The organism is Streptomyces sp. NPDC050504, assembly GCF_044458065.1.
In the GTDB taxonomy this organism is placed as follows: domain Bacteria; phylum Actinomycetota; class Actinomycetes; order Streptomycetales; family Streptomycetaceae; genus Streptomyces.
Genome location: NZ_JBITHO010000009.1, coordinates 332,507 through 358,519, shown reverse-complemented (window position 1 = coordinate 358,519; position 26,013 = coordinate 332,507). Strand labels below are relative to the sequence as shown.

General features: G+C 72.2%; 28 protein-coding genes. 16 read left to right on the top strand and 12 right to left on the bottom strand.

Annotated features, from left to right (window positions below):
• Nucleotides 1–79: 79 nt before the first annotated feature.
• A complete protein-coding gene (locus ACIBNE_RS31895) occupies nt 80–694 on the top strand; it encodes a PadR family transcriptional regulator (RefSeq protein ID WP_399277739.1) in 615 nt (204 codons plus the stop codon).
• Nucleotides 695–769: 75 nt separating this feature from the next.
• On the opposite strand, the gene ACIBNE_RS31890 is transcribed toward ACIBNE_RS31895, so the two are convergent.
• Nucleotides 770–1,198: an SRPBCC family protein gene (locus ACIBNE_RS31890; RefSeq protein WP_399277738.1), complete on the bottom strand. Its 429-nt coding sequence runs from the start codon at nt 1,196–1,198 to the stop codon at nt 770–772.
• 86 nt (nt 1,199–1,284) lie between these two features.
• On the bottom strand, nt 1,285–1,479 hold the full coding sequence (locus ACIBNE_RS31885) for a hypothetical protein (protein ID WP_399277736.1): 195 nt from the start codon (nt 1,477–1,479) through the stop codon (nt 1,285–1,287).
• Nucleotides 1,480–1,676: 197 nt separating this feature from the next.
• On the opposite strand from ACIBNE_RS31885, the gene ACIBNE_RS31880 reads away from it, so the two are divergent.
• The 3 genes from ACIBNE_RS31880 (at nt 1,677) to ACIBNE_RS31870 (ending at nt 4,516) form a co-directional block, all read left to right on the top strand.
• Nucleotides 1,677–2,225, top strand: a complete 549-nt coding sequence (locus ACIBNE_RS31880) for a Clp protease N-terminal domain-containing protein (protein WP_399277734.1) — start codon at nt 1,677–1,679, stop codon at nt 2,223–2,225.
• A 121-nt stretch (nt 2,226–2,346) separates the two neighbouring features.
• Entirely contained in the window at nt 2,347–3,333 is a 987-nt protein-coding gene (locus ACIBNE_RS31875) for an EamA family transporter (protein WP_399277732.1), read from the top strand.
• Between the two features lie 160 nt (nt 3,334–3,493).
• On the top strand, nt 3,494–4,516 hold the full coding sequence (locus ACIBNE_RS31870; protein WP_399277730.1) for a DMT family transporter: 1,023 nt from the start codon (nt 3,494–3,496) through the stop codon (nt 4,514–4,516).
• 124 nt (nt 4,517–4,640) lie between these two features.
• Here ACIBNE_RS31870 and ACIBNE_RS31865 read toward each other — a convergent pair whose 3' ends face one another.
• Nucleotides 4,641–5,333: a pyridoxamine 5'-phosphate oxidase family protein gene (locus tag ACIBNE_RS31865; protein WP_399277728.1), complete on the bottom strand. Its 693-nt coding sequence runs from the start codon at nt 5,331–5,333 to the stop codon at nt 4,641–4,643.
• Nucleotides 5,334–5,368: 35 nt separating this feature from the next.
• On the opposite strand from ACIBNE_RS31865, the gene ACIBNE_RS31860 reads away from it, so the two are divergent.
• Nucleotides 5,369–6,700, top strand: coding sequence for an aminotransferase class I/II-fold pyridoxal phosphate-dependent enzyme (locus tag ACIBNE_RS31860; protein ID WP_399277726.1), 1,332 nt, complete (start codon nt 5,369–5,371; stop codon nt 6,698–6,700).
• Here the strand turns inward: ACIBNE_RS31860 and ACIBNE_RS31855 are convergent.
• The gene (locus ACIBNE_RS31855) at nt 6,691–7,734 is read right to left on the bottom strand and encodes a DMT family transporter (RefSeq protein ID WP_399277724.1); all 1,044 of its coding nucleotides are present in this window, start codon (nt 7,732–7,734) and stop codon (nt 6,691–6,693) included. The two genes, ACIBNE_RS31860 and ACIBNE_RS31855, sit on opposite strands and share 10 nt — an antisense overlap.
• Nucleotides 7,735–7,808: 74 nt before the next feature.
• Here ACIBNE_RS31855 and ACIBNE_RS31850 point away from each other — a divergent pair, with 74 nt between their 5' ends.
• Entirely contained in the window at nt 7,809–8,714 is a 906-nt protein-coding gene (locus ACIBNE_RS31850; protein ID WP_399277722.1) for a LysR substrate-binding domain-containing protein, read from the top strand.
• Nucleotides 8,715–8,777: 63 nt separating this feature from the next.
• Here ACIBNE_RS31850 and ACIBNE_RS31845 read toward each other — a convergent pair whose 3' ends face one another.
• Complete coding sequence (locus ACIBNE_RS31845; protein ID WP_399277720.1) at nt 8,778–9,254, bottom strand: pyridoxamine 5'-phosphate oxidase family protein; 477 nt, start codon at nt 9,252–9,254, stop codon at nt 8,778–8,780.
• A gap of 137 nt (nt 9,255–9,391) precedes the next feature.
• Between ACIBNE_RS31845 and ACIBNE_RS31840 the strand changes: the two genes are divergently transcribed.
• On the top strand, nt 9,392–10,042 hold the full coding sequence (locus ACIBNE_RS31840; protein ID WP_399277718.1) for a cysteine hydrolase: 651 nt from the start codon (nt 9,392–9,394) through the stop codon (nt 10,040–10,042).
• On the opposite strand, the gene ACIBNE_RS31835 is transcribed toward ACIBNE_RS31840, so the two are convergent.
• Both ACIBNE_RS31835 and ACIBNE_RS31830 read right to left on the bottom strand, forming a co-directional pair.
• Nucleotides 10,029–10,571: a Rieske (2Fe-2S) protein gene (locus ACIBNE_RS31835; protein ID WP_399277716.1), complete on the bottom strand. Its 543-nt coding sequence runs from the start codon at nt 10,569–10,571 to the stop codon at nt 10,029–10,031. The genes ACIBNE_RS31840 and ACIBNE_RS31835 overlap by 14 nt on opposite strands.
• Before the next feature lie 158 nt (nt 10,572–10,729).
• Nucleotides 10,730–12,829, bottom strand: a complete 2,100-nt coding sequence (locus tag ACIBNE_RS31830) for a prolyl oligopeptidase family serine peptidase (RefSeq protein ID WP_399277714.1) — start codon at nt 12,827–12,829, stop codon at nt 10,730–10,732.
• Between the two features lie 137 nt (nt 12,830–12,966).
• Between ACIBNE_RS31830 and ACIBNE_RS31825 the strand changes: the two genes are divergently transcribed.
• From ACIBNE_RS31825 to ACIBNE_RS31795, 7 genes are all read left to right on the top strand, one after another.
• On the top strand, nt 12,967–13,848 hold the full coding sequence (locus ACIBNE_RS31825; RefSeq protein WP_399277712.1) for a HipA family kinase: 882 nt from the start codon (nt 12,967–12,969) through the stop codon (nt 13,846–13,848).
• Nucleotides 13,845–14,228, top strand: a complete 384-nt coding sequence (locus ACIBNE_RS31820; protein WP_399277710.1) for a DUF3037 domain-containing protein — start codon at nt 13,845–13,847, stop codon at nt 14,226–14,228. The genes ACIBNE_RS31825 and ACIBNE_RS31820 overlap by 4 nt, the downstream gene beginning before the upstream one ends.
• Nucleotides 14,229–14,496: 268 nt before the next feature.
• Nucleotides 14,497–15,258, top strand: coding sequence for a 3-oxoacyl-ACP reductase FabG (fabG, locus tag ACIBNE_RS31815; RefSeq protein ID WP_399277708.1), 762 nt, complete (start codon nt 14,497–14,499; stop codon nt 15,256–15,258).
• 61 nt (nt 15,259–15,319) lie between these two features.
• Nucleotides 15,320–16,084: an SDR family oxidoreductase gene (locus tag ACIBNE_RS31810; protein WP_399277706.1), complete on the top strand. Its 765-nt coding sequence runs from the start codon at nt 15,320–15,322 to the stop codon at nt 16,082–16,084.
• 107 nt (nt 16,085–16,191) lie between these two features.
• Nucleotides 16,192–17,778, top strand: coding sequence for an ABC transporter substrate-binding protein (locus ACIBNE_RS31805; RefSeq protein ID WP_399277704.1), 1,587 nt, complete (start codon nt 16,192–16,194; stop codon nt 17,776–17,778).
• A gap of 95 nt (nt 17,779–17,873) precedes the next feature.
• Entirely contained in the window at nt 17,874–18,557 is a 684-nt protein-coding gene (ung, locus tag ACIBNE_RS31800; protein WP_399277702.1) for a uracil-DNA glycosylase, read from the top strand.
• 166 nt (nt 18,558–18,723) lie between these two features.
• Nucleotides 18,724–19,203, top strand: a complete 480-nt coding sequence (locus ACIBNE_RS31795) for a hypothetical protein (RefSeq protein WP_399277700.1) — start codon at nt 18,724–18,726, stop codon at nt 19,201–19,203.
• A gap of 92 nt (nt 19,204–19,295) precedes the next feature.
• Here ACIBNE_RS31795 and ACIBNE_RS31790 read toward each other — a convergent pair whose 3' ends face one another.
• The 3 genes from ACIBNE_RS31790 to ACIBNE_RS31780 all read right to left on the bottom strand — a co-directional run bounded on the left by ACIBNE_RS31790 (nt 19,296) and on the right by ACIBNE_RS31780 (nt 21,214).
• Complete coding sequence (locus ACIBNE_RS31790; RefSeq protein WP_399277698.1) at nt 19,296–19,862, bottom strand: hypothetical protein; 567 nt, start codon at nt 19,860–19,862, stop codon at nt 19,296–19,298.
• A gap of 124 nt (nt 19,863–19,986) precedes the next feature.
• A complete protein-coding gene (locus ACIBNE_RS31785; RefSeq protein ID WP_399277696.1) occupies nt 19,987–20,502 on the bottom strand; it encodes a DinB family protein in 516 nt (171 codons plus the stop codon).
• 43 nt (nt 20,503–20,545) lie between these two features.
• Nucleotides 20,546–21,214, bottom strand: coding sequence for a TetR/AcrR family transcriptional regulator (locus tag ACIBNE_RS31780; protein WP_399277694.1), 669 nt, complete (start codon nt 21,212–21,214; stop codon nt 20,546–20,548).
• 78 nt (nt 21,215–21,292) lie between these two features.
• On the opposite strand from ACIBNE_RS31780, the gene ACIBNE_RS31775 reads away from it, so the two are divergent.
• Complete coding sequence (locus tag ACIBNE_RS31775) at nt 21,293–22,606, top strand: FAD-dependent oxidoreductase (protein WP_399277692.1); 1,314 nt, start codon at nt 21,293–21,295, stop codon at nt 22,604–22,606.
• Between the two features lie 37 nt (nt 22,607–22,643).
• Entirely contained in the window at nt 22,644–23,549 is a 906-nt protein-coding gene (locus tag ACIBNE_RS31770; protein WP_399277689.1) for a Gfo/Idh/MocA family protein, read from the top strand.
• On the opposite strand, the gene lnt is transcribed toward ACIBNE_RS31770, so the two are convergent.
• Together lnt and ACIBNE_RS31760 are read right to left on the bottom strand one after the other, a co-directional pair.
• Nucleotides 23,498–25,261, bottom strand: coding sequence for an apolipoprotein N-acyltransferase (gene lnt / locus ACIBNE_RS31765; RefSeq protein WP_399277687.1), 1,764 nt, complete (start codon nt 25,259–25,261; stop codon nt 23,498–23,500). The two genes, ACIBNE_RS31770 and lnt, sit on opposite strands and share 52 nt — an antisense overlap.
• 131 nt (nt 25,262–25,392) lie before the next feature.
• The gene (locus ACIBNE_RS31760; RefSeq protein WP_399277685.1) at nt 25,393–25,893 is read right to left on the bottom strand and encodes a nuclear transport factor 2 family protein; all 501 of its coding nucleotides are present in this window, start codon (nt 25,891–25,893) and stop codon (nt 25,393–25,395) included.
• Nucleotides 25,894–26,013: the final 120 nt, after the last annotated feature.

The window sequence follows — 26,013 nt, the reverse complement described above, 5'->3', positions numbered from 1 at the left end:
CGGGAGAGGGTTGTCGAGCGACGTATTCCGATATATCGTTGACGCATCGCGACAGATCAACGATGGAAGGAGCGTAGCGATGCGTTCACATGGATTCGGTGCAAAACACGAGCACGAGCATGGACACGGGCACTACGGGCCCGGTCATCGCGGTCGGGGCGACTTCGAGGGGCGGCGCGCGGCTTTCGGGCCGTTCGGGCCGGGCTTCGGCGGGGGTCCCTTCGGCGGGCGCGGCCGCGGAGGCGGTCGGGGCAGGGCGCGGCGCGGTGACGTGCGCGCGTCGATCCTGGCGCTGCTGAAGGACAGGCCCATGCACGGGTACGAGATGATCCAGGAGATCGGCGAGCGCAGCGGCGGGGCCTGGCGCCCCAGCCCCGGCTCGGTGTACCCGACGCTCCAGATGATGGAGGACGAAGGGCTCATCGCCAGTGAGAGCGAGGGCGGCAAGAAGCTGTTCACGCTCACCGATGCCGGGACCGCGGCCGCGGAAGAGGGGCCCGACGCCCCTTGGGACGAGGCGGGTCGCGGGGTCGACTGGGAGAGCATGAACGAGATCCGGCAGGCCGGCTTCGGTCTGATGGAAGCCTTCGGCCAGGTCTGGAAGACGGGCACCGCCGAACAGCGCCAGAAGGCGCTGGAAGTCGTCAACGATTCGCGCAAGAAGCTCTACCTGATCCTCGCCGACGAGGGCTGAGCGCCGACGGATCGGTGTACGGGTAAGCCCCGCGACCCATGGGTCGCGGGGCTTACCCGTGTCGTGGGAGAGGTGTCAGACGGTCAGCGCCGCCAGTTTCCGCAGCGACTCGTTGAGCGCGGCCGTCGCCGAGTCCTTGAGCTTGCCCGCCATCAGGGAGACCGCCGCGCCGGTGAACTCCCCTTCGATGCGGACCGTGGTGGCGTCCCCGTCGGGCGTCAGCGAGTAGCGCATGCCGAGCACGACGCCCATGGGCCCTGTGCCCTTGGTGGCCAGCAGCCGGGCGCTCTCCAGCTCCTCCACCGTCCAGGCCACCTCGGCGGGGAAGCCCATGAGCTTCATGTTCTCGTCGTAGGTGGCGCCGACCTCCAGGCGCGCGGGGCCGCCGCGGGGAAAGCCGGTGTGGGTCGCGTTCCACTCGCCGTACGAGCCGAAGTCCGTCAACTGCCGCCACACCTTCTCGGCCGGTGCATCGATGCGTGCCTCCGCGCTGACCTCGGCCATGCGATCGCCCCTTCTCGTCGGCACAACGGGATGTGGTGTCGCGGAACGTAGCCGTAGCGATCGGAACATTCAATACTGATGAACCGTCAGATCTCTTGGGTCTGCTGCACGCGCCAGATCTGCGCGGAGTCGAACAGGTCCGACGCCCTCGGGTGCGGCCCCTCGTCGTGGCAGTGGAAGGCGGCCCAGAAGAGGTCCGCGAGCAACGCGTCGGGCGGTGCGTAGACCCGGTACACATACTGCCGCCCGTCCAGTGCGAGCAGGGCGACCATCCAGAGCATGCCTGAAGGGACGTGAGGGAGATGTGATGTGGTTGCCATTGGGGCGTGAATCAAATCGACGCGCGCCCCTCAGGGGTGACTTCATCGATCTCATCCGTAAGGAGGAGAACCTGCTCCCGTATGCCCAACTTCGGTGGGATGCGTAAATAGGTCGCCGCGCGGATGACCGCTGGTCGGGGGACTGATGGGGTAAGAGGGTGCAAAGCCGTACGCCGCGGATACCCCACCAGCCCGCACCCACCCGTCCCGAGACCGACGCCAGACTCACCGTCGAACTGGCCCCGGTCGTGACGGGCGCGCGACGCCGGGCCCTGCGCGACGGCGACCGGCAGATCGACACGGCGCACCTGCTGCACTCCCTGCTTGAGGCCGACAGCGCCGTGCGGGAGGCGTTCGACGGCGGACCGCAGCTCGCCAGGGTGCTCGGCTACCTCGTGCAGCGCAGCATCGGCTACGGGCTGCGCTGGCAGGGCGCGGTGGAGGACTCCGGCGCCGTACCCGTCGTGACCGACGTGGCCGCGCCCGGCTGGTCGCCGCAGGCCGCACTGGCGATGGACGCGGCGCTGGAGCGCGCCGCCGCGCGCGGCGAGGCACGCGCGAGCGGGCTCGACCTGCTCGCCGCGCTCGCGGCCGACCGGGAGTGCCGGGCCGTCGAGGTGCTGGTGCGGGCAGGGGTGAGCCCGGACGAACTGGCGCGACGGATCGGCCGACCGGACGCGGAGACGGCCGGGGGCGCTGCCCGGTAGCGCCCGGGACACCGCCCGGCCGGGGCGGCGCACCACCCCGGAGGACCGCGCCTGATCACCGGTCCGTCTCGACAGGTGTCACAGGGATGACGGTGCTGACCTCAGCTGTCATGATGTGCCGATGCACGCGTCTCAGGGGAGGAGCGTCGGCCTGGGACTAGCCCTGGCCTCGGCGTTCGCATTCGGTGGATCAGGTGTCGCGGCCAAGCCGCTGATCGAGGCGGGGCTCGACCCGCTCCACGTGGTGTGGCTACGGGTGACCGGCGCCGCCCTCGTCATGCTGCCCGTGGCCTGGCGCCACCGCGACCTCCTGTTCCGCAAACCCGCGCTGCTCGCGGGGTTCGGACTGCTCGCCGTCGCGGGCGTCCAGGCCTGCTACTTCGCCGCCATCTCCCGCATTCCCGTGGGCGTCGCCCTGCTCGTCGAGTACCTCGCCCCGGCGCTGGTGCTGGGCTGGGTGCGGTTCGTGCAGCGGCGGCCCGTCACGCGCGCTGCCGCGATCGGCGTGGTGCTCGCCGTCGGCGGACTGGCCTGTGTCGTCGAGATCTGGGCGGGCCTCGGCTTCGACGCCGTGGGACTGCTGCTCGCGCTCGCCGCGGCCTGCTGCCAGGTCGGCTACTTCGTCCTGTCCGACCAGGGCAGCGACCAGGAGGACGCGGCGGACCCGCTGGGCGTCATCGCCTACGGGCTGCTCATCGGCTCGGTCCTGCTGACCGTCGTCGCCCGCCCCTGGGGGATGGACTGGTCGATCCTGGCGGGCAGCGCGGACATGAACGGCGCACAGGTGCCCGCCGCGGTGCTGCTCGGCTGGATCGTGCTGATCGCCACGGTCCTCGCGTACGCCACCGGAGTCGTCTCGGTCCGCAGGCTCTCCCCGCAGGTCGCCGGTGTGGTCGCCTGTCTGGAGGCGGTCATCGCGACGGTGCTCGCCTGGGTGCTGCTCGGCGAACACCTCTCGGCGCCCCAGCTGCTCGGCGGGGCCGTGGTGCTCGTCGGCGCCTTCATCGCGCAGTCCTCGGCGCCCAAGGAACCGCCGTCGGTCCCCGTGGCCACCGGGATGCCGACCGCCGTCGACGAGCAGTTGTCGGCGGGGAAAGTCCCGTCATAGGGTGCGGATCATGCATTCGACCGTACTTCCGCCTCCCGCCGCCTAGCGCGGGCGGCCATCCGCTGACGAAGACCGGGCTCGGGGTGTCCCCGAGCGGTTCGTCGCTGCCCGCGTGCGGAGCCGAGCGACCCACCGTCCCGTCTTCACACGGAGAAGCCACGTGTCGAAATCCGCTGTATCCCCCGTACCCGCTGTCCCTTCCGCCGTCTCTTCCGCCGTCGCGGGCCTGTCCGTAGGGCGTGGTCTGGTCTTCCTGGCCTTCGCCGGAATCGCCTGGGGCACCGCGGGCGCTGCCGCGTCCCTGGTGTTCCGGGCCAGCGACCTCGGTCCCCTCTCCCTGTCCTTCTGGCGCTGCGCCGGCGGGCTCGTCCTGCTGCTCGGCGCGCTCGCGCTGAGGTCCCGGCCGGGGAACGGGCGGGCCGCCGTCGGGGCCGCGGCCGCCGTCGAGCCGCGCCGCCGTAGGCTGCTGCGCATCCTCGGTACGGGGCTCGGGCTCACCGTCTTCCAGAGTGCGTACTTCGCGGCCGTCGAGTCGACCGGGCTCGCGGTCGGCACCGTGGTCACGCTCGGCGCGGGGCCCGTACTGATCGCGCTGGGCGCCCGGTTCACCATGGGCGAGCGCGTCGGGCGCGGCGGCCTCGTCGCCGTGCTCGGCGCCCTGACCGGGCTCGTCGTGCTCGTCGCGGGCGACGACACGGGCACCGTACGGCCGCTCGGGATCGCCCTCGCCGTGCTGTCGGCCGCCGGATACGCGGCGATCACCCTGCTCACTCGGTGGCTGGGCCGGGACAGTGGCGGCGGCGACTCGCTCGTGACGACGGCCTGGGCCTTCGGGATCGGGGCGGTCGGACTGCTGCCGATGGCCGTCGCCGAAGGGCTGTTCCCGCACACGGAGCAGCTCGGCCGGGTCGTCGTGCTGCTGGCCTACGTGGCGGCGGTGCCCACGGCGCTCGCCTACGCGCTCTACTTCGCGGGCGCCGCCGTGGTGCGGTCGGCGACCGTCTCCGTGATCATGTTGCTCGAACCGGTGAGCGCGGCCGTGATCGCGGTCGCCGTCCTGGGGGAGCAGCCGACCTTCGGGATCGTGGCGGGCACGCTGCTGCTGCTCGCCGCGGTGGCGGGGCTCGCAGCGGCGGAGGCCAGGGGCGCCGCCGAGGCGCGGAAGGCGGCCGTGGCGGTCTGACCGACGGCCTTCGACGGCTCGCCGGGTGGCGGCGGCGGACGACGCGGTGCCCGCCGTTCGCCGCCCGGTGCTCTCCGCGTCCGGTGCTCTCCGCGCCCGGTGTTCCCCGCGCCCGGCGCGGGGCTCAGGACGACGTGAGGTACGCCGGTACGGGAACGGCCGGGTCGAGGCCGTCCGCGGGAGCCGGGGTGCCGTACCGGGTGGTCAGCGGGACCACGCCCGACCAGTGGGGGAGCGAGAGGTCCGCCGGGGCGTCGCCGGCGCCGCCCGTACGCACCTTGGCGGAGACCTCGTCGAGGTCCAGGCTGATGACGGCGGTCGCGGCCAGCTCCTTGGCGTCGGCCGGGCGGCAGTCGCGCGAGCGTCCGGCGACGACCTGGTCGACCAGCGCGTCGAGCGCGGTCCGCTTCTCGTCGGGGTCGAGGACCTGGTGGGCGGTGCCGTGGACCACGACGGAGCGGTAGTTCACGGAGTGGTTGAAGGCGGAGCGGGACAGAACGAGCGCGTCGACGTGGGTCACGGTCAGGCAGACGTCGAGGCCGCCGTCCGACTGGCCCGTCATGCGCAGCGGCCGCGATCCCGTCGAGCCGTGTACGTAGAGGCGTTCGCCGACCCGTCCGAAGATCGTGGGGAGGACGACGGGGGCACCGTCGCGCACGAACCCCAGGTGGCACACGTATGCCTCGTCGAGTATCGAGTGCACCAGCTCGCGGTCGTAACCGGCACGGTCCTTGTTGCGGGTGGGGACCGTGCGGTCGGTCGTGCGGTAGGCGGTAGTGCCGTTGGCGGTCGTGCGGTGGGTGGGGGCTTCCGACATTGCGCTCTCCATTGCACTAGTGCATATTTGTCTTTGTGCTAGGAGAGTATCGGATCGTAGGGCGTCGCGCATCGGAGATTGCCGAGAGCGTGGAGCGAGGTGTGGGGTCGGGCGAGCTCGCGCCGGGGCAGGCGTTGCCCCCGATGCGGGAGCTGGCGGTGGTGCTGGGCGTCAACCCCAACACCGTCGCGGCCGCCTACCGCCTGCTGCGGGACCGCGGAGTGATCGAGACCGCCGGACGGAAGGGGAGCCGGGTGCGCCACCGGCCCGCCGGTACGGCACGCGGTTCCCTCCGGGTGGACGCCCCGCCCGGCGTACGGGACCTCGGCAAGGGCAATCCGGATCCGGCGCTGCTGCCGCCGCTGGGCGACGCGCTCGCCGCCGCCGTGCGCCACGACGGGGGACGGGCGGGGCTGTACGCGGAGGCGCCCGTGGACCCGGAGTTCGCGCGGCTCGCGCGCGCCGCCCTCGACGCCGACGGCGTGCCGCAGGGCCCTGTCGCCGCGGTGTCGGGTTCCCTGGACGGCGTCGAACGGGTGCTCGCCGCGCATCTGAAGCCGGGGGACTCCGTGGCCGTCGAGGACCCGGGCTGGGGCGGCATGCTCGACCTCGTGCCGGCCATGGGGCTGCGGGTCGTGCCCGTCGCGATCGACGACGAGGGACCGCTGCCCGGAGAGGTCGGGCGGGCGCTGCGGGGCGGGGCACGTGCGCTGGTGGTCACGGACCGGGCGCAGAACCCCACGGGCGCGGCGCTGACTCCCGTACGGGCGGGTGAATTGCGGGCGGTGCTGTCCGGGCACCCCGGGGTGCTGCTCATCGAGGACGACCACAGCAGCGGGCTGCTCGACGTGCCGCTCCAACCGCTGGCCGGAGGGACGGAACGCTGGGCGTTCGTACGGTCCGTGGCCAAGGCGTACGGGCCGGACCTGCGTGTGGCCGCGCTGACTGGGGACGCGTTGACCATGGACCGGGTGACCGGCCGTCAGATGCTGGGGCCCGGCTGGGTCAGCAGGCTGCTCCAGCGGACCGTGGTGGAGCTCTGGACATCGGGAGCGCTGGACGAGCGCGCGGTGGCGCGGGCGTACTCCGGGCGGCGCGACGCCCTCGTCGCGGCCCTCGCCGAGCGCGGCGTCGGTGCGCGCGGGCGGAGCGGGATGAACGTGTGGGTGCCGGTTCCGGACGAGACGGGCGCGGTCGCGCGGCTGATGCACGCGGGATGGGCGGTGGCACCGGGGGCGCGCTTCAGGGTGGCCTCGGAGCAGGGCGTACGCATCACGGTGTCCCCGCTGTCCATGGCGGACGTCGGCCCCCTGGCCGACGCGGTGGCGGCGGCCGTGGGGCCGATGTCGGCGGTCAGCTACGGCTGACGGTTCCCTCGGGGGACCGGCCGGGCCCTGCGGGGCCTGGTCTGGGTGAGGGCCGCGCCCGCGAGCACGATCGCCGCGCCGACGGGGGTGTTCCAGCTGAGCTGTTCGCCGAGCAGCGCGACACCGGCCGCGGTCGCGATGACCGGGATGAAGTACGTGACCATCTGTGCGGTCGTCGGCCCGACCTCGGCGACCAGGCCGTACTGCACGAGGAGCGCCACTCCTGTGCCCAGTGCGCCAAGGGCCACGACGGCGAGCAGCGGGCCGAGCGGAAGGGACGTGGGGAGCGTGGTGAAGAGCGGGGTGACCACGGCCAGTTGCAGCGTCGCGACGAAGAGCTGGGCACCGGTCAGGGACAGGTTGGAGCTGCCGGTGCCCGCCAGGGTGCGGCGGATGTAGATCCAGCCGACCGGATAGCTGAGCGAGGCGAGCAGGGCCATGGCCGTGCCGGTGAAGTCCAGCCCGGAGAAGCCCTGCCAGGCCCCCAGGACGGTGAGCACGCCGAGGAAGCCGATGCCGAGGCCCGCGACGCGGCGCCGGGTCGGGCGGTCCTCGGAGAGGGCGACCAGCGACAGGAGCATGCCCCAGAGCGGCGACGTGGCGTTGCAGATCCCGGCCAGGGTCGAGGGGATGGTCAGCTCGGAGTAGGCGAAGAGCGAGAACGGCAGGGCGTTCAGGAAGAAGGCGGCCACGGTCAGGTGGGCCCAGGTGCGGGCGCCGCGCGGCAGCCGGTCGCGCTTGACCAGCATGGCGACGGCCAGGACCGCCGTACCGAAGAACAGTCGGCCGAAGGTGACCTGGAACGGGGCGAAACCGTGTGTGCCCACCTTGATCAGGAGGAAGCTGAAGCCCCAGATGAGGGAGAGCATCGCGAAGCGGAGGCGCCAGTCGACGGCGGAGCGCTGCACGGGCGGGGCGGGGGTGGCGGCCGGATTGGTGGCGGCAGGGGCGGTGGGGCCGGTGGATCCAGTGGGCTCTGCGGGCTTGTCCTGGGCTGTTGCCGAGGGGGCTCTCGGCGGGGTCGCGGTGCTCATGGGGACCACCTTGGCTCCCCTTATTGCGTAGCACAAGCGAGAAATCGTTGCCGTGATTGCGTAGCATCACTTACATGTTGAACCTGGAGCGCCTGCGGACCCTCGACGCCCTCGCCCGGCACGGCTCGGTCGGCGGAGCCGCCGACGGGCTGCACGTGACGACGTCGGCGGTCTCGCAGCAGATGGCCAAGCTGGAGCGCGAGGTCGGGCAGCAACTGCTGGCCAAGAACGGGCGCGGGGTCAGGCTCACCGACGCGGGACGGCTGCTCGCCGACCACGCGGCGCTCATCCTCTCGCAGGTCGAGCGCGCCCAGTCGGACATCGAGGCGCAGCGGGGCAGCGTGGTGGGGGAGGTGCGGATCGGCGCCTTCCCGACCGCCGCGCGCGGGCTGCTGCCCTCGGCCGTGTCCGGGCTGCGGTCCGCGCATCCGGAGCTGCGGGTGCGGACGGTGGAGATGGAGCCGGAGTACGGCGTACGGGCGGTCCTCAGGGGCGACCTCGACCTGGCCGTCGTGCTGGACTGGAGCAACAAGCGGCTGCCGGTGCCGGGCGGGCTCGCCAAGGCGCCCCTGCTCGACGACGCGGCGGACGTCTGCCTGCCGGTCTCCCATCCGCTCGCCCGGCAGGACGAGGTCGACCTGGAGGACTTCGCCGACGACGAGTGGGTGTCCTGGCCCGAGGGCGAGTTCTGTTACGAGTGGCTGATGTTCACGCTGCGCTCGAAGGGGATCGAACCCCGCATCGCCCACATGGCGGGTGAACACCACACTCAGATCGCGCTCGTCGAGGCGGGGCACGGGGTGTGCGTCACGCCCCGGCTGGGGCGCGGTCCGGTGCCGGCGGGGGTGAGGCTGGTGCCCGTGCGGCAGAAGATGCGGCGCCACATCTACGCCGTGTGGCGGGCGGACGCGGACCGCCGCCCCTCGATCAGGGCGGCGGTCGACGCGCTGCGCGTTTCGGCGGAGAACGCGGTGGGGTGAGGGCGAGGGGCGTGCCGGGCCGGTGGTTCGGGCCGGGCGCCTCGTCCGTGGACTGTCGGGCGTTCAGCTCTGCCGGAGGGCGGCCAGCTTCCGGAAGTCCCAGGACGCGATCGCGTCCGGGACCAGGCGCAGCCAGGCGTGCCGCCCGTCGTGCGGCATGGTCTCCATGCCGAAGTACTTCCGTGCGAACAGGCGCTCGGGCTCGACGAGTTCGGGATGCTCGTCGCCGGTGCGCGGGGCCTCGCCCACGAAGGCGGCGGTGCCCGACAGCTCCACGCCGCGCAGCTCCCCGTACTCCGTGCCGTCGTCGACGACCACGGCTGTCCGGGGATCGGCGCGCAGCTGTGCCCAGCGACGGCTGCGGGTGATCGAGTAGAGCCAGAGCGCCGTGCCGTCCCAGACGAACCACAGGGCGCCGACGTGTGGGCGCCCGTCGGCCGAGACCGTGGCCACGCGGCAGGTCCGCTGTTCGGCGAGGAACGCGTCCAGCTCGGCGCCGCTCATCATGATCCGGCGTCCGCGGCGCTGTGTGGTGGCCATCGGGCCTCCCCTCTCCAGGTTCTGACTGGGTGTCAGGAATCATGGAGCCTCTTCCTTCGGTGCGCAATGGCCGTTACCCTCACGCGCCCGGAGCGCGACGACCGGCGCGACGACAGGGCGAGGGACGAGGGGGAGACATGCCGTCTGCCGAACAGCTGGCGCGACAGCTCGACCCGGCCGTGACGGTGCTGCTCACCGTGGAGTGCCAGCAGGGCGTCGTCGGACCCGACAGCGCCCTGCCCGAACTCGCCGAACAGGCCCGGTCCTCCGGGGCGCTGTCCAATGTCGCGCGTCTGGTCGCGGGAGCGCACGAAGCCGGGGTCCAGGTGCTGCACGCGGTCGCCGAACGCCGCCCCGACGGGCGCGGCGCCAGCCACAACGCCCGACTGTTCCGCGCGGCGGAACGGCTCCCCGTGCAGCAGTACACGGGGAGCACCGCGGTGCGGGTGGCCGAGCCGATCGAGGTCGCCGACGAGGACATCGTCGTACGCCGACTGCACGGCCTGTCGCCCCTGGCAGGGACCGACGTCGACGCGCTGCTGCGCAACCTCGGCTGTCGCAACCTCGTCGTCACCGGCGTCTCGGCGAACGTCGCCGTCCCCAACGCGGTCTTCGACGCCGTCAACCTCGGCTACACCGCGCTCGTCCCCGCCGACGCCATCGCGGGGGTGCCCGCGGATTACACCCCCGCGGTCATCCGGAACACCCTCGCGCTGGTCGCCACCGTCACCACCACCGACTCCGTGCTCTCCCACTGGAAACACCCCCGCCGGGCTACTTCAGCCTGATCGAGCCCTCCGAGACCTCGATCGCGGCCGACGGCAGCGGCCTGGGCGCGGGGCCGCCCTTGACGCTCCCGTCGGACACGTCGAACCTGCTGCCGTGACAGGGGCAGTTGATGGTGCCTTCGGCGATCTCCTTCACCACACAGCCCTGATGCGTACAGGTGGCCGAGAACGCCTTGAACTCGCCCGCCTTCGGCTGGGTGACCACGACGCGCTCGGACGCGAACACCTTGCCGCCGCCCTCCGGAATGTCGGACGTCTTGGCCAGGACCTTTCCGTCCCCCTCCGGCTTCTCCGCGGGGGGCGTCCCGCCCGTGTCCCCGCTCCCCGGAGTGGGACCTCCCGGGCTTGAGGCCTGCCCGCCGTTCGTCCCGTCCTGGACGTCACCGCTCCCGCCGTCCCCGCCGTCCGAATCCCCGCACGCGGAGAGCGCGGCGGCCAGCCCGGCCGCGCCCACCGCCGCCATGACGGTTCTGCGGCCCGGCGGGCGCGCGGGGTGCTGTTCCGGGGCCTGCTCCTGCGATGCGGTCATTCCCGGCTGTCCCTTCCCGATCGGACCCTTGTGCGGATCCCTTGCGGACCGATACGCGGATCCCTCGCGGATCCTGTACAGGTCCCTTGCGGAACTGCTCCGGCATCCCCCGCGGAGCCCTCGTACGACCATCAGTACGGAACGGAGGGGCGTGGCGTTCAGATGCCGAGCGACTTCTTCAGGAAGTCCAGTTCTACCCGGAGCAGACCGTCGGCGACGCCTTCCCGCGCCACGAGATGACCCGTTCCGGGGAGAGTCAGCAGCGAGTGCGGGCGCCCCGCCGCGAGCAGCGCGGCGGACAGGCGCAGCGTGTTGGCCGGAGCGACGTTGTCGTCGGCGAGACCGTGCACGAGCAGCAGCGGGCGGGACAGCCGCGCGGCGTGGGGAAGCAGATCGGACCGTTCGTAGCCGTCCGGCTGGACGTCCGGGTGGCCCAGGTGGCGTTCCTCCCAGTACGTGTCGTACAGCCGCCGGTCGGTGGGCGCAGCGCCCGCCACCGCCGCGTGGAACACGTCCGGACGGTGCAGCACCGCGCCCGCCGCCAGGTAGCCGCTGAACGACCAGCCCCTGATGGCGACCCGGTCCAGGTCCAACGCGGGGTAGCGCTCAGCCGCCGCGTGCAGCGCGTCGACCTGGTCGGTGAGCACCGGGCCGAGCCGGTCGCCCAGGATGGCGCGGTCCCAGGCCATCCCGCGCCCGGGAGTGCCCCGCCCGTCCGTGGACAGTACGGCGAAGCCCTGCTCGGCGAACCACTGGCACACCGCCGTGTACCAGGCACGGGCCCGGGTCACGACCTGCATGCCGGGACCGGCGTACGGGCTGAGCAGGACGGGCAGCGGCGCCGGACCCTCGTCGCCCCGCCCGTACCAGGACGGCAGGTGGAGCCGCGAGCGCAACTCCCTGCGGCCGAGCGTCAGGTGGACGGGACGCGGCCTGATCAGCGGCTCCTCGGCCAGTACCTCGATCCGTCCGACGGGCTTTTCGCCGCGCAGTACGGTCACGTGCTGCCCGTCGGCCGTCCTGCTGTCCAGGACGACGGTGTCGCCGCCCGCCGCGGCGGTGTGCACCCCGGGCCCGTCCGACAGTCGCTCGTGGCCCCGGCCCGGTTCGTAGGACCACACGTGGGTCTGCGTCGGGTCCTCGTCGGTCGCGGTGAAGAGCACCCGGTCGCCGTGCTCTCCCGCGGCCCCCAGCACCTCGCGGACGTGCAGCCCGGCCGGGGCCGGGACGCCGCCGATCCTGATCGTGCGCACGTCGCCGTCGACCGCGGGCAGCACGGGCAGGCCGGAGGAGGTGAACAGCGGTGTGCTCTTGGGGAGTTCCACCCAGTGCTCGTCGGTCTGCCGGTCCAGTACGCCGACCTCGCCGGACGCCGGATCGATCAGGACGGTCCACACGGTGCGCTGGTCCCTGGTCTGTACGGTCGCCACAGGACCCATGGCGCCCCAGTCCGCGCTCAGCACGTACTCGAAGGCCGGGTCCCGCCAGACGGTCGGCGCGATGTCCGCTTCGGGGGCCCGCAGCGGTGCGTCGGGTTCGGGCGCCCGCGGCGGGATTCGCACATCGGTGTGGAGCCCGTCGACGGTCACCAGGTGCAGCGTCGTCACCGCGTTGGCCGTGCCCGCCGCCGGATAGCGGATTTCCCGGGGCGCCTGTTCGGGGTGTGCGGGGTCGGCTATGTACCTGCGCCGCACCATCGAGGTGTCGACCCTCGCGACGAGCAGGGCGTCGCTTCCGGGCGACCACCAGTAGGCGCGTGACCTGCCGATGGACTCGGTGGCCGTGTGGTCGGGCAGCCCGTACGTGACGTCGGCGCCCGACGGCCGCGCGAGGACGCGGTCGTGCGTCCCGTCCGTGCGCACGACCCGCAGGGCGCCCCCGGAGACGTATGCGACGAGCGACCCGTCGGGCGAAGGGCGGGGCGCGGTCACGGGGCCGGGGGCGTCGGGCGTGGGGATGCGGCGCGGGGCGCTGCCGTCGGTCCGTACGGTCCACAGTTCACCGTCCCGTACGAACGCGACCAGCCGCCCCTGACGGTCGGTCGCGAAGGCGCCGGCCCCGGGGCCCGAGAGGTCCCGCGCGGAACCCTGCGGCACGTCGTACAGCCAGATCCTGCTCGTCGCGTCGGTGCCGCTGTCCGTCCGGGTGAACAGCACGCGATCGCCGTCCGGGGAAACGACGAACTGTCCCGGCACGCCGAGGGTGAAACGCCGGGTGCGGGCGAACTGGGTGGGAAAGGCGTCGGGGTTCACGGTCATCTTCCTTCTCTCTTCCTGCGTGGATCCCCGGAACGCGCGGCACTGGAGGCAGCGGCCGAGGAAAGGGGGCGGCGGTCGTGCGGTCACGAGCGGGAACAATTGCTCGGACGGTCATGGAAAGGCCATAGCCTGGGGTGATGCTCACCGAAGTCACAGCGACCCGCTACGTCACGCCCTTGCGTGAGGGCGGCTCGCTCCCGGGCATCGTCGAGGCCGACGATCTCGGTACGTATGTCATGAAGTTCATCGGCGCCGGGCAGGGGCGCAAGACGCTCGTGGCCGAGGTCGTCTGCGGACAGCTCGCACGGCGGCTCGGACTGCGGGTCCCCGAACTGGTCACCATGCAGCTCGACCCGGTCATCGGGCTCTCGGAGCCGGACCAGGAGGTGCAGGAGCTGCTGAAGGCGAGCGGTGGGCTGAACCTCGGGATGGACTACCTGCCCGGTTCGATCGGATTCGACCCGCTGGCCTACCAGGTGGGCCCGGAAGAAGCCGGGAAGATCGTCTGGTTCGACGCGTTGATCAACAATGTCGACCGATCGTGGCGGAACCCTAACATGCTCGTCTGGCACGGCGACGCGTGGCTCATCGACCACGGCGCCACGATGATCTGGCAGCACAACTGGCCCGGCGCGCAGGCGTCGGCGGCCAAGCCGTACAACGCCTCCGACCACGTACTCGCCTCGTTCTCGCCCGACATCGAGGCGGCCGCGGCCGAGCTCGCCCCGCTGGTCACCGAGGAGCTGCTGACCGAGGTGGCCGCCGACGTGCCCGACGAATGGCTGGTCGACGAGCCGGGCTTCGACAGCACCGACGCACTGCGCCGCGCCTATGTGGAGCCGCTGCTCAGCAGGGCGGCGACCATCCACGAGCGGATCACCCTGGAGGCGCCCGCCGAGGCCAGGCCCTCGCAGGCGCCCGGCTGGCTGACCGACCACCTGACCCACTGGCCGCACCCGACCAAGAAGGACGAGCAGGAACAGCGGAACCACCAGAACGGCGAGGGCGCGGACCAGTGAGTGAGCGCGAGGTTTTCGAGTACGCACTGCTGCGCGTGGTGCCCAGGGTCGAGCGCGGCGAGTGTTTCAACGCCGGGGTGCTGGTGTACTGCAGGGCACGGTCCTTCGTGGCGGCCCGTACGCACCTCGACGAGGCCAAGCTGACGGTCCTCGACCCCCGGGCGGACGTCGTGGGCGTACGGGCGGCGCTGCGTGCCGTGGAGGGCGTCTGCGGCGGCGGTGACGCGGCGGGCCAGGCGGCGGGCGACGACGCGGGACGGCGGTTCCGCTGGCTGATCGCGCCGCGCTCCACGGTCGTCCAGCCTGGGCCCGTGCACACCGGGCTCACGGCGGACCCGGAGGCCGAGGTGGAGCGGCTGCTCGAACTGCTGGTGCGCTGAGACGCGGAGGTGCGCCTGCGGCCGAGGCGGGCGGGCGCGCCCTTGCGGGGCGGAACCGGCGCGCCCTCGCGGGGCGGAACCGGGGCACCCTTCCGGCAGGGGCCGTACGGGTGCGCCGGGCCGGGTGGTGACGGGTGATCCCTCCGGGCCGTTGACACCGCGTGCCGTGGCTTCTAGCGTCACGTCTGCCGAGGCTACTAAGCGGTTGCTCAGTGATCGGCGAGCGCAGGTCCCCCGGGGCGACTTTTCAAGGGCGAGGAGATCAGGGATGTCCACCACCGAGCAGCGCGTTGCCATCGTGACCGGGGCGGCGCGGGGCATTGGCGCCGCGACTGCCCTCCGGCTGGCCGCGGAGGGCCGCGCCGTCGCCGTACTCGACCTCGACGAGGCGGCCTGCAAGGACACCGTCGACGCGATCACCGCGGCGGGCGGCCGGGCCGTCGCGGTGGGCTGCGACGTCTCGGACGGCGGGCAGGTCGCGGCCGCCGTCGCGCGCGTGGCCGCCGAGTTGGGCGCGCCGACGATCCTGGTCAACAACGCCGGGGTGCTCCGCGACAACCTGCTCTTCAAGATGAGCGAGGAAGACTGGGACACCGTCGTGAACGTCCACCTCAAGGGCGCGTTCCTGATGGCCAAGGCGGTCCAGTCGCACATGGTCGAGGCCAAGTGGGGCCGCATCGTCTCGCTCTCCTCCAGCTCGGCGCTCGGCAACCGCGGCCAGGCCAACTACGCGGCGGTCAAGGCCGGGCTCCAGGGCTTCACCAAGACGCTCGCCAAGGAACTCGGCAAGTTCGGCGTCACCGCCAACGCCGTCGCCCCCGGATTCATCGTCACGGAGATGACCGCGCAGACCGCCGCCCGCGTGGGCATGGGCTTCGAGGAGTTCCAGGCGGCCGCCGCCACGCAGATCCCGGTGCAGCGGGTGGGCAGGCCCGAGGACGTCGCCAACGCCATCGCCTTCTTCACGGGAGACGGGGCGGGCTTCGTCTCCGGCCAGGTCATGTACGTGGCCGGCGGCCCGCTCAACTGACGCGCACGGCCCGGGTCCAGGCGCGGGCGCTCACCAACTGACGACGACAGGGACGGCGGACATGACGCGTGAGGTGAAGGTGGACAGCGGCAAGGTCGCCCTGGTCACGGGGGCCAGCAGGGGCATCGGCTACGGCATCGCGGAGGCGCTGGTCGCCAGGGGCGACCGGGTGTGCATCACGGGACGGGGCGAGGACGCCCTCAAGGAGGCCGTGGAGCGGCTCGGGGCCGACCGGGTCATCGCCGTCCCGGGCAAGGCCCACGACGAGGCGCACCAGGCGGCGGCGGTCGAGCGCACCATGGAGCAATTCGGCCGGCTCGACTTCCTGGTCAACAACGCGGGGACGAACCCGGTCTTCGGACCGATCGCCGAGCTCGACCTCAACGTGGTGCGCAAGGTCTACGAGACGAACGTGATCTCGGCCCTCGGATTCGCCCAGCAGACCTGGAAGGCGTGGCAGAAGGAGAACGGCGGCGCGATCGTGAATATCGCGTCGATCGCCGGAATCTCCGCTTCTCCTTTCATTGGCGCGTACGGGATGAGCAAGGCCGCGATGGTCAATCTGACCCTGCAGCTCGCGCATGAATTCGCGCCGGTCGTGCGGGTCAACGCCATCGCGCCCGCCGTGGTGAAGACGAAGTTCGCCCAGGCCCTTTACGAGGGACGGGAGGCCGAGGCCGCCGCGGCCTATCCGCTGGGCCGGCTCGGCGTTCCGCAGGACATCGGGGGCGCTGCCGCCTTCCTCACCTCCGACCAGTCGGACTGGATCACCGGACAGACGCTCACGGTCGACGGCGGCCTCTTCCTGAATGCCGGTGTGGGCTGAGCGGATTCGTCACCGATTGCTCTGAGTGCCCCGTTCGGCCGCCGAGTCGGCCGAACGGGGCACTGCGATATGGTCTGCCGATCCACGGCCGATCGAGGAGCGTGCACGTGTTCAACCGGACGAGCCAGCACTGCGCCACAGCCCTTGTCTCCCTTGCGTCGTTGTCCCTGCTGGCCGGTTGCGGACTGATCCCGGGCGACTCGGGGGACGGCGGCGGAAAGATATCCGTCGGAACGACGAGTTCCCCGGTCGCGCTCGACCCGGCGCTGTCCTGGGACAACTCGTGGGAGCTGTTCCGAAATGTCTTCCAGACGCTGCTGAGTTTCCCCACCGGGAGCACCGTTCCCGAACCGGATGCGGCGGAAGTGTGTGAATTCACCGACAGTACGAACACGGTTCTCTCATGCAGGCTCCGCGAAGGCCTGAAGTTCTCCAACGGGGACGAGGTGGACGCGGCGGCGGTGAAGTACTCCATCGACCGCATCAGGAAGATCAACGAGCCGGGCGGCCCCGCCGGGCTCCTCGGATCGCTCGACAAGATCGAGACCAAGGGCGCTCTCGAAGTGCTGTTCCGCCTCAAGAAGCCGGACGTGACCTTTCCGTTCGTGCTGGCCACCCCGGCGATGTCCATCGTGCCCCCTGCCGAATATCCGCAGGACAGGGCGCGTGACGACGGCAAGATCACGGGATCGGGGCCGTACACGCTGAAGTCGTACGAGAAGCACGACAGGGCGGAACTGGCGAAGTACCGCGACTACAAGGGATTCGCCGACCGCAAGAACGACGCCGTGGTGATCCGTTACTTCGACGAGTCCGAGGCGATGGTCAAGGCGCTCAAGGACGGGCGGATAGACGCCACGTACCGGGGACTGACCGCGGAAGAGGTCGTCGCGCTGCGGCGGGAGCAGCACGACGGCGAGATCAACGTCGTCGACACGGTCGGCCTGGAGATCCGCTACCTGGTCTTCAACCCCGCCTTTCCCGGCCCGGACGAACCTGCCGTACGGCGCGCGATCGCCCAGGTGGTGAACCGCGACGCACTGGTCGACAGGGTCTACCGGGGCACCGCGGAACCGCTGTACTCCATGGTCCCCAAGGGCATCGTGGGGCACACCCCCAGCTTCTTCGACACCTATGGCGAGCCCGACGCGAAGGAGGCCCGCCGCATCCTGCGCCAGGCGGGCGTGACCGCACCGGTCAAACTCACCTTCTGGTACACCACCGACCGCTACGGTTCCTCGACGGCGCGGGAGTTCGCCGAACTGAAGCGGCAGCTCGACGGCTCCGGACTGTTCGAGATCACGCTCAGGAGCAAGCCGTGGGACGATTTCCAGAAGAGCTTCAACAAGGGCGAGTTCCCGGTGTTCGGGCGTGGCTGGTTCCCCGACTTCCCCGACCCGGACAACTTCATCGCGCCCTTCGTCGGCGACAGGACTGCGACCGGCACCCCCTACCGACAGGACGAGATCACCCGGAAGCTGCTGCCCCGGTCCCGTGGAGTGAAGGACCGCGGAGCGGTCGCGGAGGGCGTCGTGCGGGCCCAGGAGATCCTCGTCAAGGACGTCCGGCTGCTGCCGCTGTGGCAGGGCAAGATGTACGTCGCGGTCGCCGAGGACATCGCGGGCGCCGAGCGCTCGCTCGACCCCCAGTCGGTCATGCAGATGTGGGAGCTGAGCCGCAAGACGAGCTGGTAGCGGGCATTGTCAGTGGCCCCCGGTAGGTTCATCGCAGAAGAAGTCGAGAGGGCCCTTCTCCGCGAGGTTCCCTCCCCGTACCGGAGGTTGTTGACGTGACCGACACCCAGATGCTGCCCGAGTCCTGGCGCGGCGTGCTCGGCGAAGAGCTGCGGAAGCCGTACTTCGAGCAGCTCACCGAGTTCGTCGATGAGGAGCGGGCCAAGGGGCCGGTCTTCCCGCCGCGCGACGAGGTGTTCGCGGCCCTGGACGCCACGCCCTTCGACCGCGTGAAGGTCCTGATCCTCGGCCAGGACCCCTACCACGGCGAGGGCCAGGGCCACGGTCTGTGCTTCTCGGTGCGGCCGGGCGTCAGGACCCCGCCCTCGCTGCGGAACATCTACAAGGAGATGAAGGAGGAGCTGGGCCACCCGATGCCGGACAACGGCTATCTGATGCCGTGGGCCGAGCAGGGCGTGCTGCTGCTCAACGCCGTGCTGACGGTGCGCTCCGGCGAGGCCAACTCCCACAAGAACAAGGGCTGGGAGAAGTTCACGGACGCCGTCATCAAGGCCGTGTCCGCGCGGCCCGACCCGGCCGTCTTCGTCCTCTGGGGCAACTACGCGCAGAAGAAGCTGCCGCTGATCGACGAGGAGCGGCACGTGGTGGTGAAGGGCGCGCACCCCTCGCCGCTCTCCGCGAAGAAGTTCTTCGGCTCCCGCCCGTTCACCCAGATCGACGAGGCGGTGGCCGCACAGGGCCACGACGCGATCGACTGGCGCATCCCCGACCTGGGCTGACGTCGTGTCCGGGTGCGGTGCCGCGGCCGGCGGGCCCCGCACCCGGCTGACAGGCACGGGCCTTCGCCCGAGCCTGAGCGGGATTGTCAGTGGCGGCGGCTAGCGTCGAGGGCGTACCGGAAGCAGGGACGGATCCGGATGACCGGAACGGGAGCGGGAGGCCGCAGTGACGGACCAGCAGCAGGCGCCGGAGGACGCCGTCATGACCAGGATCGGCCAGGTGGTCATGCTCCTCCACGCGGGAGACCGGGAGGAGGCGCGCAACCGCTTCGGCGCGCTCTGGAAGGAGCTGGGGCCCGAGGGTGACGCCCTGCACCGCTGCACCCTCGCGCACTACATGGCGGACACCCAGGACGACCCCGACGCCGAGCTGGCCTGGGACCTGCGGGCACTGTCCGCCGCCCACGGGCTGAGCGAGGAGGCGCCGGAAGCGGACGCAGCCGACGCCTCGGTCGCCGTCCGGGCCCTCTACCCCTCGCTCCACCTCAACCTCGCCGCCGACTACGTGAAGCTGCGGCGCCCCGACGCTGCGAGGAGCCACCTCGACCGGGCGCGCACCGCAGCGGACGGGCTCGCGGCGGACGGGTACGGGGAGGGGATCCGGGCCGCGATCGGCCGCCTGGAGCTGAGGCTGCGGGAGATGTAGAGGCGGGAGCTGTAGGAGCGGGGCACGGGGGCGCGGTCGAGATGCCCTGACGGCGCGTGCGTTTTCGCCGCGTGCGTTCCGGCAGGGGCGGGTCAACCGCCGTACGCGTCACGGCAGATGCGGGCCTGGGGGCTGCCGTGGGCCCAGCCGCCGTAGCTCTCGCCCAGCGCGCAGATGCCCGCGCTCCCGGCGCTTCCCGAACCCAGGGAGCGTGTCGTCGGGGCAGGCGGGTCGGCGCGGTCGCTCTTGTGGCCGCGTTCGCGCGCGTGGCTGCCGGGGCTCTTCCCGCCAGCTTTCCCGTCGGCTTTCCCGCCGCCCCGCTCGGGGCGGGCACCGACGCGTTCGTACGGTCCGTCGTCGCGCCGGGAGCCGGGGGCGGGTCCCTTGGCGGCGGGCGGCTCCGCGTCCCGTACCCGATCCGATGAGGGGCGGGAGCGCGGTGCGGGGGCCGGTGGCGTCGCCGCGGTGGTCTCCAGCCCCTCCTTCGCCCGGGGCTGCACGACCGGCCGAGCGGCGCCGTGGGCGCCGTGGGCACCGCCCGCGCCCACGGGGAGCGGGGGCGGCGGCTCGACCGCCACGCATCCGCACGCGGTGAGGGCGGCCACGCCCATCAGGAGGCTGGCCGCGGTTCGGGTCCGCTGGGTTCGCTGTTGCTGCACCCGCGCAACTCTGGAGGCAGCGCGGACCGTCGCGGAGCGGGGCGACGGAGAATGGCCCGCACGAGTGACGGTAGGGGCGCTGGGGTGCCGTGCGGGGAGGTTCCGCTCCTCGCCGTGGATCCGTCTACTCGCCCGTGGATCCGTCGATGACCTCGCGGATGAGGTCGGCGTGGCCGTTGTGGCGCGCGTACTCCTCGATCATGTGCGTGTAGATCCACCGCAGGCTGTACGGCTCGTTCGAGGTGCGGTCGCGCCCCACGGACAGCTCGTCGAGCGGGCGGCCCGCCATGAGCTCCTTCGAGCGGGTGATCGACGCCTGCCAGGCCGCGTACGCGTCCTCCCAGGTGTCGGTGTCGGTGGGGTGGAACTCACCGTCCGGGTCCTCGTCGGAGGCGTACAGGGGCGGAGCCTCCTCGCCCGCCATCACGTCGTGGAACCAGCCGCGTTCGTTCTCGGTCAGGTGCCGGACGAGCCCGAGCAGCGTGAGCTGCGACGGCGGTACGGACGCGTGGCGCAGCTGCCCGGCGTCCAGTTCGGAGCACTTCCAGGCCAGTGTCTCGCGCTGGAAGTCCAGAAAGCTCGCCAGCATGTGGTGTTCGTCGCCGCTGAGGGGGACTTCGGTGCGCTCGGGTGTCGTCATGGCGGTCATCCTCGATCAGGAGCCGCGGCGGTGGCGAGGGGATTTAGCGCGGGGGAATCCGGAGCGCGCCCTCGCCCGTCCCTTCGGGACCGGCCCGGTGGCCGAGCATCCCGGTCAGCAGCTCGTCGAAGCCCGCGCGCAGGTCTTCGAGGGCCGGGACATCGGCGTGGAAGCCCCCTGCCGCGCAGGAGTACATCAGGCCCTCGCACCAGGCGACCAGCGACAGGGCGTGCCGTTCGGGCGCGGGCGAACCGGCCGCGCGCATCAGCGCGATCAGCGGCTGCCTGAAGCGTTGCCGGCCGATCGCGTCGTACGCCTCGCGCAGCTCGGGCCTGCGGGTGGCTTCGAGGCCCAGCTCGTAGCGGGCCACGAGCAGCGCGCGATGGTCCGTCAGGTACCGGTGCAGGACGAGGGCCAGGGTCCCGCAGAGCCCGTCGAGCCCGGCGTCCGGCGACGGCAGCTCGTCCACGCCGAGTACCCGCGCCTCGCGCTCGGCCAGCCGCCGCACCGCCGCCTCCAGCAGGGCCTGGCGGGTGCGCGCGTGGTTGGACGTGGAGCCCTGGGGGAGCCCGGCGAGTTCGTCCACCGCGCGGTGGGTGAGCCCGCGCATGCCGCGCTCGTGGAGGAGGGCCAGGGCGGTGTCGGCGATCAGCTCGGCGCGGTTCGCCGCGGGGGAGGGGCGTGCGGTCGCGGAGGAGGGGCGTGCGGTCATGGGGACAACCTATCGCCTGACACTACGGATGTAGTACGTTGAAACCGTCACTACAGATGTAGTTTCCGAGGAGGAGTCATGTCGGATTCCCGAACCGTGGCCCACGGCGATGCCGGTGCCCGCGATGCCGGCCCTCACGGCGGCACCCGCGCGCACGCCGTCGTCGTCGGGAGCGGCATCGGCGGCCTGACCGCCGCCGTCGCCCTGCACCGGCGCGGCTGGCGGGTCACCGTCCTGGAGCGGGCCGCCTCCCTCGGCGCGGTCGGCGCGGGCATCGGGCTCGCGCCCAACGCCCTGCGCGCCCTCGACGTCATCGGCATCGGGCGGGAGATCAAGGAACTCGCCGCCTGGCAGGGCGACGGCGGGGTGCGCGCGCCCGGCGGCCGCTGGCTCTCGCGCTCCCACAGCGACCTGTTCGCCCAGCGCTTCGGGGAGCGCCTGGTCATGGTCCACCGGGCCCTCCTGATCGAGCGCATCGCCGCCCGGCTCCCCGAAGGCGCCCTGCGCACCGGAGCCCCCGCCGAACTCGTCGACCCCGGTACCGCGGGCGGTCGACGCGCGCTCGTCCGCACCCCGCGGGGCGACATCGAGGCCGATCTGGTCGTCGGCGCCGACGGCATCCACTCGGCGGTCCGCCGCGCCCTCTTCCCCGGACACCCCGGTCCCTCGTACAGCGGCCTGACCACCTGGCGCACGGTCGTTCCCGCCCCCGCCCGCCCCTTCGCGCCGCACGAGTCCTGGGGCAAGGGCGCCCTCTGGGGCACCCAGCCCCTCAAGGACGGCCGGATCTACGCGTACGCGGCTGCCACCGCGCCCGCCGGGACCCACGCTCCCGACAGCGAGAAGGCCGAACTCCTGCGCCGCTTCGGGGACTGGCACGACCCGATCCCCGAGATACTCGCCGCCACCGCCCCCGAGGGGATCCTGCGCCACGACGTGCACCACATGACCACCCCGCTGCCCGCGTTCCACCGGGGCCGCACCGCCCTGCTCGGCGACGCGGCGCACGCCATGGCGCCCACCATGGGGCAGGGCGGGAACCAGGCGATCGAGGACGGCATCGTCCTCGCCCACCACCTGCCGGCCCACCACCTGCCCGCCCCCGACGGCGCCGGACGGACGGGCGCCGACAGGTCTGGTGCCGACCCGCTCGGCACCGGCCTCGCCGCGTACACCGCCGACCGTCTGCCGCGCACGACGGGCATCGTCCGCAAGTCTGCCCGCGTCGTGCGCCTGGTCAGCCTGACGAGCGCCCCCGCCGTCGCGGTGCGCGACGGCCTGATGATCCTTGCCGGGTACGGACCCGGGCTCGCCCTGCGCACCTTCGACGGCATCGCCGACTGGAAGCCTCCCCAGCGCACGTATGCTGACCAGGCCCGACGTCCCGCGTAACGCCCCGCGACGGACACACAGCGACAGGGAGCCCCCAGTGAAGATCGGTTGCATCGGACTCGGCGACATCGCGCAGAAGGCGTACCTGCCGGTACTGACCACGATTCCCGGGGCCGAACTGCACCTGCAGACCCGCACGCCCGCGACGCTCGCCCGGGTCGCCGACGCCCACCACGTCCCGGACGAGCGCCGCCACACCGATCTCGAATCGCTGCTCGCGGCAGGGCTGGACGCCGCGTTCGTGCACGCCCCGACCGCCGTGCACCCCGAGATCGTCACGCGGCTCGTCGAGGCGGGCGTCCCGACCTACGTCGACAAGCCCCTCGCGTACGAGATCGAGGACTCCCGGCGCCTGGTGGCCCTCGCGGAAGAGCGCGGCGTCAGCCTGACCGTCGGCTTCAACCGCCGCCTCGCGCCCGGCTACGCGCAGTGCGCCGAGCACCCGCGCGAGCTGATCCTGATGCAGAAGAACCGCGTCGGGCTGCCCGAGGACCCGCGCACTCTGGTCCTCGACGACTTCATCCACGTCGTCGACACCCTGCGCTTCCTCGCCCCCGGGCCCATCGAGCACACCACCGTGCGCGCCAGGATCGTCGACGGGCTGATGCACCACGTCGTGCTCCAGCTGTCGGGCGGCGGCTTCACCGCCATCGGCACGATGAACCGGCTCAACGGCTCCACCGAGGAGATCCTGGAAGTCTCGGGCCAGGACACCAAGCGCCAGGTCGTCAACCTCGCCGAGGTCATCGACCACAAGGGCCAGCCGAGCGTGCGGCGGCGCGGTGACTGGGTGCCGGTCGCCAGGCAGCGCGGCATCGAACAGGCCGTGCTGGGCTTCCTCGACGCCGTACGGGCGGGAAAGACGCTCAACGCGCGGGACGCACTGGAGACTCACGAACTGTGCGAGACGGTCGTACGGGAAGCGCTGGCGCTCTCCTCCTGAGGGGCGGCGGGCCGCCGGAGGGAACGCAGGCCCTCGACGGCGCAGAAGGCGGCGAGCACGGCCAGCGCCGCGTAGACCGCCCAGTCGCCGAACCGTACGTACAGCGTGGTGCCGCGCGCCGTCGGGATTCCGTACACCTCGGCGGCCGACCGGTCGGTGCCGATCCGTTCCCCGACGGGCGCGCCGTCAGGGCCGTACACCGCGCTGACTCCGGTCAGGGTGGCGTGCACCATGGGGCGGCCGCTCTCGGCCGCCCGCAGCGCCGCGAGCGAGGCGTGCTGCGCGGGCGCCCAGCTCCCCTGGAACGACGAGGTCGACGACTGCGCGACCAGCAGCTGAGCACCGTCCCGCACGAGGCGCCTGCTCATGTCGGGGAACGCCGACTCGAAGCACACCAACGGCCCGAGGCGCAGACCGTCGGCGCGCGGGAGCGCCATCACCACAGGGTGCTCCCCGCGCATCCGGTCCTCGCCCGCCGCCTTGCCCACGGACGTGGCCCAGCCGAGCAGGGCCCTGGCGGGGACGTACTCGCCGAAGGGCACCAGGCGCATCTTGTCGTAGCGGTCCCCCGTCGTCCCCTCGGGGCCCACGAGCACCGAACTCTTGTAGATGCCGGGCCGGTCGGCCCGCCGCGCGTCGACGTTGACCAACAGGTCGGCGCCCGTCCGCCGGGACAGTGCGGACAGTCGGTCGGTCAGGTCCTGGCGTCCCGACAGGTCCTCGCCGACACTGCTCTCGCCCCACACGACCAGGTCGAGCCGCTGCCCGGACAGCTGCCCGGTCAGCTCCTCGGCGCGGGCGAAGCGGCGCTCCGGTCCGGTGACGCCGTCGAAAACACCCGGCTGTACGACACCGACGCGCACCTCCCCGGTCCGTTCCGGACGGGGGGCCCACAGCCAGACGGACGACACGGCGAGGGCACAGAGCACCAGGGCGGCGGCAGCGGTGGTCCGTGCGGAGGGCGCGACGGCGAGCGGTGCACGGGAGTTCGGCGCGGAGGGGCCCGGGGCGGCAAGGGCGTTCGGCGCGGGAGAAGCGGGGGCCGTACGGGCCCGGGACGCCGTCAGCAGGAGGACGACCGCCGTGTTCACGGCCACCACCAGCAGGCTCACCAGCCACACCCCGCCCACCGACGCGAGGCGCAGCGCCGGGATCACCTGCCACTGGCTCGCTCCCAGCAGCCCCCAGGGCCCGCCCAGGCCCTCCCAGGAACGGACCAGCTCGACCGTCAGCCAGCCGGACGGCAGGACGGCGATCGCGACGGCCGCACGGGACGCCGAGGGCACCCCGCCGAGCACCCGGCCCGCCAGCCAGCCCCACGGCGCCCACAACAGGCCGAGCAGCGCGGCCAGCACCACGATGAACACGTGGAGGCTCGGCATCAGCCAGTGGTGCACGGCGATCATGAAGCCGGTACCGCCCAGCCAGCCGTCGAGCGCGGCCCTGCGGGCCGTAGGGGCGGCGCGGACGAGCAGCAGCCAGGGCACCAGGGCGACGTACGCCAACCACCACAGTCCGGGCTCGGGGAAGGCGAGCGCGGGGAGCGCGCCCGCGAGCAGGGCGGCGGCGCCGCGCCACCAGGGAGAGGCGGCCCTGCGCCGCCACGGCCCCTGCGGGGGCGTCCGCGACGGCTCCGGTACGGATGCCTGTGCCCGCCCCCGTTCGAAAGCCGGTGGCTTCCCCGGTGCTTGACGGCCGGACGGAATCTGCATGTCGCGCCTCCTCGTCCTGCCGCTGAGCTGTGTTTTCCCAGTGTGCGGGAGAAAGGGCGGGGTGAGACAGATGGCCGTGCGACAGGCGTGTCAGCGGTTCGGACAGCGGGCCTCTGCCGCCCTTCCGTTTCTCACCCCTTTTCCGTTTCCCACCCCGCCGTACGGCGCCACTTCTCGTGCACGACGACGCCGCGCAGCCGCCAGTCGCTGTCCGTGCGGATCAGGCTGAAGGCGTACCGGCCTCCTGTGACGAAGTTGGGGGCGGGCGGGAGACGCCCGTTCTGTTCGTGCGGAGGGGCGCCGTTTTCGAGGAACATCGGGTTGAGGTAGTCGGCCTCCAGTTCGGCCCGGTCCCCTGGGTAGCCGCCCAGGTCCTGACGGTGCAGCAGGCGGTTGACGATCAGGTGCTGGCGCACGGGGAAGAGCTTCATCGTCTCGGCGAGCCAGTCGGCCACCTCGGCTGCCGACCCCTCGATGCCGCCCGCGCCCCGGTAGTCGGCGCGGCCGTCGGGGGTGAACAGGGCCCGGTATTCGTGCCAGTTGGCGTCGTCGACGGCTCTTGCGTATCCGGTGATCACTGCGTCGATGGCGAAATGGTCCATCACGGTCGCGAGGTCCACGCGCTGCGTCATCGCAACAGTCTCGGACAGCGGAGGCCCGGGGCCAAGAGAGGCGTCGGTGGTGATGGCACGGTGACGTCGGGCGGCCAGGATTTCCGTACGGGGAGCAGGGACACGAGGGCCCCGCGCGAG